Here is a 7,416-nt window from a genome sequence, read left to right on the forward strand (position 1 = left end):
CTGCGAAAGCTGATGCAGGAGCAGGGATTTAGTGTCGAAGAGTTTGCCAAGCTAAAACAGGCCGAAGATAATTCAAACGCTTTAGTAACAACCGAAACCATCGCGATGAATGCCATAAAAGGCAGATTTGCCGATGGCATGGGAGGCTACACGCGCCAGGCGGCGCCCAATCTAGATTTAGCCCGCCGGATAATGCACGATTCTAAATATCACTCCGACAAAAAACTCATCATGGATCCCATCGGTGAGTTTGAGAACCTTCTCGACAGACGAACCGAAACAACCGCCGAAAATGCCCGCCGGCTTGGCGATTCGGTGATGATTGCAGGCATGTTGATCGCCTCCACCGCCGCCATCTCAACCTGGTTCAGCCTGCGTCACCACAGCAACAAACTCCACGGCGCCATTGAGGAGCTCTCCTCCACTTCAGGATTTGTGGCCACAGGCGCCTCCCAGGTTGCCTCTTCCAGCCGCTACCTCGCCGATGGGGCCTCGGAACAGGTGGCGGCCCTCGAGGAAATCTCCGGTTCGGCAAGGGAGATGGGAAGCATGGCGACCAGCAACGCCGGGCGCACCCAGAACGCAAGCGAGCTGGTGTCACGCGAGCAGCAGAAATTCCAGGAAGCCACAGGGCAACTGGCCGAAATGGTGGGTGCCATGGAAGAAATAGACGCGGCCAGTGACCGCATCTCCAGGATAAACAAAGTGATCGATGAGATCGCCTTTCAGACGAACATCCTGGCCCTCAATGCGGCGGTCGAAGCGGCCCGGGCCGGTGAGGCTGGCCTCGGCTTCGCAGTAGTGGCCGAGGAGGTGCGGAACCTTTCCCAGCGGAGCACCAAGGCGGCCCGCGAAACGGCAGCTCTGATCGAGGAATCGAGTGCCCGCACGCGGCTCGGCAGAACGAAGGTGGATCAGGTGGCCGGCTCGATTCGCGAACTCGCTGGCCAATCGGCTGAGGTGCGTTCCCTTGTTGAGGAAGTACGACTGGGAAGCCGTGACCAGCTGCAGGCGATCGAACGGATCGGTGCGGCCATTGACCAGATCGAACGGGTGACCAAGCAATCGGCCTCAGGGGCCGTTGAGGGCTCGGCGGCGGCAGAGGAGTTGACAGCCCAGGCCAAGGGGCTTCGCGATGTTGTCAGCATCCTCGAGATGATGGTGGAATCCCGTCCCCGCCCACTCCGCTGAAGCATCACACCCCCAATAGCTCCTTTTGCACTCCCCTTGCACTCCTCTTGCACTCCTGAATGGAATCCCCCCCTGCCCTGCCCAGCGGCTCTGAACTCCTGGCCCTGGAGCGCCAAAGTCGAGCTGGCGGCAGCGGAGTTGGCCTGGCCGAGCTGGTGGGCTGCTGGCGGCTAGAGCAACTCTGGAGTAAGGCAGAGGCCAAGCCCCTAGGCGCAACCGCTGCCCTGCTGCGCCAACTTCAGGCCAGCCTCACGATCGCCGTGGTTGACGAGAGCCCGGCGGCGGCAAGGGGCCCCCTTTTTTCAGTGCAAAACAGCGTGCAATTGGGCCCGATCCAGCTGCGCTTTCGCGGCCATGGAAGCCTGCGGGGCAAGCGGCCCCTGTTGGAATTCTGGTTTGAGGAGCTGGAGTTGCGGCTCGGCCCGCGCAGCATCTGGCGGCAACCGATCCAGCGCCAGCCTCAGCCAAAGCGGCGGCCCTTTTTTGCCCTGATCGCCAGTCAGCCCAGCTGGCTGGCAGCCCGCGGCCGGGGCGGGGGCTTGGCCCTCTGGCTGCGGAGTGCCAGCTAAAGCTGGGCCTTCAACTCCCGCTGCAGCAGGGCGAAGAGATAGTCGGGCTCGCGGTATTGGCTCGGCAGACAGTTGTGCAGAATCTCAAGCCGCTGCCAGCAGACGGTGCGACGTACCTTGGCGATTGATTTACCCTCCCGAATCAAAAGACGCATGGCCTTGCAATAAAGGGAGTAGTTGGCTTCCAGTTCACCGATGGTGAGCCCGGGTGCGGTTGGGGATGCGGTCATGGAGAAGGCAACCTTGGGATCCAGGCAGATCCCTTATGAACACAGGCTTTACTCTCTGCCCAACAACCGGTTTACCGATCCCCCCATCCGGGGACAATTCAGCCTCAACAGATGCGGGGCAGCAGCTCACCGCTGAGGGGCAGCAGCAGTCGTTCGGTGCCCAGAGCCGTGGTGAGCAGCACCCGTGCTCCCTTGCTGGCCGGCCGCACGCTGCCGATCCAGCCGCCGCCGCTGGCCGCCAGTAGGGCCTGGGCCTGATCGCGGGCCGATGGCGGCACCACCACCACAAAGCGACCCTCATTGGCCAGGTGCAAGGGTTCAAAGCCCAGCAGCTCACAGGTGCGCGCCACGGCTTCCAGCACCGGCAGGCTCCCCTCCTCGATCGCCAGCTCCACCGCAGCCGCCTCCGCCAGCTCCTGCAGGGCACTGGCCAGGCCGCCGCGGGTGAGGTCGCGCAGGCAGTGGATCGCCACGCCCGCCTCCAGCAGGGCCCTCACCTGGGGCCAGAGGGGCGCGCAGTCGCTGAGCAAGGGCGGCTGCAGCGCCAGGCCGTGGCGCGCTGCCAGGATTGCCACCCCATGGCGGCCCAGGTCGCCGCTCACCAGCAGCTGGTCGCCCGGGTGAATCGCCGTGGGATCGATCGGCGCCGGCGCCTCCACCACGCCGATGCCACTGGTGGTGAGGAATATGCCGTCGGCCTTGCCCCGCTCCACCACCTTGGTGTCGCCCGTCACGATCGTGAGCTCGCAGGCCCGGGCCGCCGCCGCCATCGAGGCCACCAGGCGCCGCAGCAACTCCAGGGGCAGCCCCTCCTCCAGGATCATCGCCACGCTGAGGTGCAGGGGCCGGGCCCCTGCCATCGCCAGATCATTGGCGGTGCCGATCACCGCCAGGCTGCCGATGTCGCCACCGGGAAATTCCAGCGGCTGCACCACATAGCCATCGGTGCTGAAGGCAAGCGGGCCCGCGGGCAACTCCAGCCGGGCCGCATCGTGGAGCACCTGGGCGGGATCGGCGTAGAGGAGCCGCAGCTCCTGGTCGATCAGCTGCTGCATCAGGGTTCCGCCACCGCCATGGGCCAGCTGGATGCGTTCACCCATGGCGATCCCTCATGGGGCCTGGCGCCGGTAGCGGTAGTAGGCGGCGCAGGCCCCTTCGCTCGACACCATCGGTGCCCCCAGCGGCCGCTCCGGGGTGCAGGCCGAGCCAAAGGCCGGACAGTCGGGGGGGATGGCGCGGCCCTGCAGGATCGGGCCGCTGATGCAGGGGGTCTGAGGCTGGGGCCCGCCCTGGGCCGGGGCCAGGCCAAAGCGCTCCAGGGCGTCGAAGCCCCGGTAGGCCGGGGCAAAACCAAACCCGCCGCCGGCGATGGTGCCCAGGCCCCGCCAGGGCCGATCCACCACCACAAACACCTCCTTCAGCAAGGCCTGGGCCGAACAGTTACCTCGCTCCCGCACCACCCGGCCGTAGGCGTTGGCGAGGGCCGGGGTACCGGCCTCGAGCAATTGCACCAGCTGCACCAGGCCCGCCATCACATCGGCCGGCCCAAAGCCCGTCACCACCACCGGCACCCGCTGGCGTGCCACCAACTCGCTGAGCTCGGCGGTGCCCATCACCGCAGCCACGTGGCCGGCCGCCAGAAAGCCCTGCACCTGGTTGGCGGGATCCTGCAGCAGCGCCGCCATCGCCGGCGCCACCCGCACATGGGCCAGCAGCACGCTGAGATTGGCCAGCCCCAGCTTCCGCGCCTGGCGCAACAGCAGGGCCGTGGCCGGTGCCGTGGTTTCAAAGCCCACCGCCAGGAACACCACCTGGCAAGTGGGCGAGCCCTGGGCCAGGGCGATGGCCTGCAGGGGCGAGGTGAGCAGGCGCACGTCGCCGCCGCCGGCCCGCACGCCGAGCAGATCGGCGCCGGCGGCGCTGCCGGGCACCCGCAACATGTCGCCGTAGGAGCAGAGGATCACCTCCGGCCTGGCCGCCAGCTCCAGGGCCCCATCGATGAGCTCAGATGGAGTCACACACACCGGACAGCCGGGCCCATGGATCAGCCGCAGCCCTGGCGGCAGCAACTGGTCGAGCCCCCAGCGCAGGATGGCGTGGGTTTGCCCGCCACACACCTCCATCACCGTCCAGGGGCGGCTGGCGCTGGCAGCCAGCTGGGCTGACAGATCTGCGCTCACCAGGGGCCCGGCGCCTGGCGGGCATCGGCCGGGCGGTAGCCCTGGATGGCGCGCATGTATTGGGCCCGCTCGTATTCGGCCGGATTGGGGCAGCGCTGCTGGCTCATGCAGCCCACCAGCTCCGCCACGCTGGCCACCTCGTGCTCCATCAGCCAAATGGAGAGCTCCTGCTCCAGGCCCGCCAAGCGCTCGGGGCCGTGGCGCAGCAATGCCCCCACCACCTGGGTCACCGCAGCCCCCGCCATCAACAGCCGCACCACGTCGGTGCCCCGGTGCACGCCGCCACTGGCGGCCAGATCCAGGGGCTGGCGGCCGTGCAGCAGGGCGATCCAGCGCAGCGGCAGGCGCAGATCGTGGGGGGTGGAAAGCAGCAGGTTGGGCCGCACCTCCATCGCCTGAATATCGATATCTGGCTGGTAGAAGCGGTTAAACAGCACCAGCCCATCGGCCCCTGCCGCCGCCAGGCGCCGGGCCATGGCGCTGAGGTTAGTAAAGAAGGGGCTGAGCTTCACCGCCAGGGGCAAACGCACCTCGGCGCGCACCTGGCGCACGATCTCCTCCAGCTCGGCTTCGATGGCGGCGCTGGAGAGCTCGGGGTCGGTGGGAATGGCGTAGATGTTGAGCTCCAGGGCCGAGGCGCCCGCCGCCTCGATCCGCCGCGCCGACTCCACCCAGCGGCCACCGCTGGTGCCGTTGAGGCTGGCGATCACGGGCACCGCCAGATGCTGGCAGGCCTGCTCGAGATGGCGCAGGTATAGGTCTTCCCCGCCATGGAAGATCGATGGCTCCGGCACATAGGTGAGCGCCTCGCCATAGCTATCGGCGCCGGCCATGGCATGGCGGTGCAGGTCGAGCTGCTCCTGCTCGATCTGCTCCTCAAACAGCGAATGGAGCACGATCGCCGCCGCCCCGGCTCGCTCCAGGGCCTGCAGCTGGTCCAGCTCCTCGCTGAGGGGCTCGGCAGCGCCCACCACCAGGGGGCTGCGCAGGGCCAGGCCGAGATAGGTGGTGGAGAGGTCAGGGATCATGGCTTGGGGGCTGGCTGAGCCAGGGCCCGGTAGGTGGCCCAACGGCATTCGAGCTCGCGCTGGGCCTGGCGCACCAGGGCCTGGGCCCGCTCCGGCTGGCTGTAGCGCAGCATGCGGAAGCGGTTTTCCTGCTCCATCGCCTCCTTGAGCGAGCGCTTTGGCGCCGGGCTGTCGAGTTGCAGGGGAGTCTCGCCGCGCTCGGCGCGGCGCGGGTCGTAGCGGTAGAGCAGCCAGCGGCCCGAATCCACCGCCAACTTCTGGTGGGCCATGCCCTGGGCCATGTCGATGCCGTGGGCGATGCAGTGGGAGTAGGCAATGATCAGCGACGGCCCCGGGTAACTCTCGGCCTCCAGAAATACGCGGATGGTGTGCTCGTCGCGGGCCCCCATCGCCACACTCGCCACATAGACAGTGCCGTAGGTCATCGCCATCAGGCCCAGATCTTTTTTGGGGGCCGCCTTGCCGGCGGCGGCAAACTTGGCCACCGCCCCCCGGGGGGTGCTTTTGGAGGCCTGGCCGCCGGTGTTGGAGTACACCTCGGTGTCGAGCACCAGGGCGTTGACGTCGCGGCCACTGGCGAGCACGTGGTCGAGGCCGCCGAAGCCGATGTCGTAGGCCCAGCCATCGCCGCCCACCAGCCAGACGCTGGTTTTCACCAGGGCATCGGCTAGCTCCAGCAGCTGGCGGGCCTCGGGCTGCTCCATAACGGCCAAGCGCGCCTTGAGCTCGGCCACCCGCTGGCGCTGCTCAACGATGCCGGCCTCATCGCCCTGGTCGGCGTTGCGCAGGGCCTCCAGCAAGGGGGGCGGCAGCTCGGCAGGCTCAGGCTGGCCCACCAACCGCTCCAGCAGATCGAGCGCCATCTGGCGCTGCTGGTCGCGCGCCACCCGCATCCCATAGCCGAATTCGGCGTTGTCTTCAAACAGGGAATTGCTCCAGGCCGGGCCCCGCCCCTCGGCGTTGGCGCTCCAGGGGGTGGTGGGCAGGTTGCCGCCGTAGATCGAACTGCAACCGGTGGCATTGGCGATCAGCATCCGATCGCCGAACAGCTGGGAGGCGAGCTTGAGGTATGGCGTTTCGCCGCAACCGCCGCAGGCGCCGGAAAACTCAAACAGGGGCTGCTGCAGCCGCTGCTGGCCGATCTTGTGCAGGTTGAGCTCGGCGCGGGGCACCTCGCTCAGCTGCAGGAAAAGTCCCAGTTGCCCCGGGCCTGCTGGCGCAGGGGCCGCTGCGGAGCCATGTTGATCGCCTTGCGCTTTGGCTCGCTGCGGTCGCGGGCGGGACACACCTCCACGCACAGGGCGCAGCCGGTGCAGTCTTCTGCGGCCACCTGGATGGTGAAGGTTTGGCCGGCAAAGGCGGGGTCGCGGGCGGGGGCGGTGCGGAAGCCCTCGGGGGCTGCGGCGAAGACCTCCGGTGCGCCCACCTTGGCGCGGATCACCGCATGGGGGCACACCAGCACACACTTGCCGCACTGCACGCATAGGTCCGTTTCCCACACCGGCACCGCAGCGGCGATGTTGCGCTTCTCCCAGCGGGCCGTACCCACCGGCCAGGTGCCGTCGCAGGGCAGGGCACTCACCGGCAGGGCGTCGCCGCGGCGCTCCAGCATCGGCCCGATCACCTCCCGCACAAACTCCGGGGCCGCGGCGAGACGGTCTTCTGGTGCTGGCAGGCAGGCGGGCCCGTCGAGGCTCGTCCAATCGAGGGGCACCAGCTGCTCGAGGCTGGCGTCGAGGGCCGCCAGGTTCATCGCCACCACGGCCTCACCCTTGCGGCGGTAGCTGGTTTCGATCGAGTGGCGAATCCGGGCGAGGGCCTGCTGGCGCGGCAGCACGCCGCTGAGGGCAAAGAAGCAGGCCTGCATCACGGTGTTGATGTGGGGCCCCATGCCCGCCTGGCGCGCCACTTGGTAGGCATTGATCTGCTGCACCTGAATCCCCTTGCTGCGGATCTGAGCGCGCAGGGCTTGCGGCAGCCGCGTCCAGGTGTCTGCTGGCGCAAAGGGGCTGTTGAGCAGAAACACGCCGCCGGGCTCGATGCCGGCCAGCAGATCGAAGCGCTCGACAAAATCCCACTGGTGGCAGGCCACGAACGTGGGCCGCTGGATCAGGTAGGTGGAGCGAATCGGCTGGGGCCCGAAGCGCAGGTGCGACACCGTGACCGAACCCGACTTCTTGGAGTCGTAAACGAAATAGCCCTGGGCATACAAATCGGT

6 protein-coding genes and 1 pseudogene are annotated in these 7,416 nt (G+C 67.6%); 2 read left to right on the top strand and 5 right to left on the bottom strand.

Translation table 11 applies throughout. The features are described from left to right. Positions 1-192 precede the first annotated feature (192 nt). Positions 193-1,191, top strand: a complete 999-nt coding sequence (locus tag KBZ07_RS13685) for a methyl-accepting chemotaxis protein (RefSeq protein WP_254932132.1) — start codon at positions 193-195, stop codon at positions 1,189-1,191. Between the two features lie 59 nt (positions 1,192-1,250). Next, entirely contained in the window at positions 1,251-1,760 is a 510-nt protein-coding gene (locus KBZ07_RS13690; protein WP_254932133.1) for a hypothetical protein, read from the top strand. On the opposite strand, the gene KBZ07_RS13695 is transcribed toward KBZ07_RS13690, so the two are convergent. From KBZ07_RS13695 to nifJ, 5 genes and pseudogenes are all read right to left on the bottom strand, one after another. Further along, positions 1,757-1,990, bottom strand: coding sequence for a DUF3136 domain-containing protein (locus tag KBZ07_RS13695; RefSeq protein ID WP_254932134.1), 234 nt, complete (start codon positions 1,988-1,990; stop codon positions 1,757-1,759). The two genes, KBZ07_RS13690 and KBZ07_RS13695, sit on opposite strands and share 4 nt — an antisense overlap. 104 nt (positions 1,991-2,094) lie before the next feature. Beyond that, a complete protein-coding gene (gene hypE, locus KBZ07_RS13700; protein ID WP_254932135.1) occupies positions 2,095-3,090 on the bottom strand; it encodes a hydrogenase expression/formation protein HypE in 996 nt (331 codons plus the stop codon). 9 nt (positions 3,091-3,099) lie between these two features. Then, complete coding sequence (gene hypD / locus KBZ07_RS13705) at positions 3,100-4,170, bottom strand: hydrogenase formation protein HypD (protein ID WP_396124088.1); 1,071 nt, start codon at positions 4,168-4,170, stop codon at positions 3,100-3,102. Beyond that, positions 4,167-5,198: a dihydroorotate dehydrogenase-like protein gene (locus KBZ07_RS13710; RefSeq protein WP_254932136.1), complete on the bottom strand. Its 1,032-nt coding sequence runs from the start codon at positions 5,196-5,198 to the stop codon at positions 4,167-4,169. Before KBZ07_RS13710 ends, hypD begins: the two co-directional genes overlap by 4 nt. Then, positions 5,195-7,416, bottom strand: a pseudogene (gene nifJ / locus KBZ07_RS13715) (pyruvate:ferredoxin (flavodoxin) oxidoreductase); the annotation flags it as partial. The gene KBZ07_RS13710 and the pseudogene nifJ, both read right to left, overlap by 4 nt.

Source organism: Cyanobium sp. BA20m-14, from assembly GCF_024346295.1.

Bases quoted from the DNA above. Each gene is read 5' to 3' on its own strand.
- hypE (WP_254932135.1), bottom strand. From the start codon at position 3,090: ATGGGTGAACGCATCCAGCTGGCCCATGGCGGTGGCGGAACCCTGATG.
- KBZ07_RS13695 (WP_254932134.1), bottom strand. From the start codon at position 1,990: ATGACCGCATCCCCAACCGCACCCGGGCTCACCATCGGTGAACTGGAA.
- KBZ07_RS13710 (WP_254932136.1), bottom strand. From the start codon at position 5,198: ATGATCCCTGACCTCTCCACCACCTATCTCGGCCTGGCCCTGCGCAGC.
- KBZ07_RS13690 (WP_254932133.1), top strand. From the start codon at position 1,251: ATGGAATCCCCCCCTGCCCTGCCCAGCGGCTCTGAACTCCTGGCCCTG.
- KBZ07_RS13685 (WP_254932132.1), top strand. From the start codon at position 193: ATGCACGATTCTAAATATCACTCCGACAAAAAACTCATCATGGATCCC.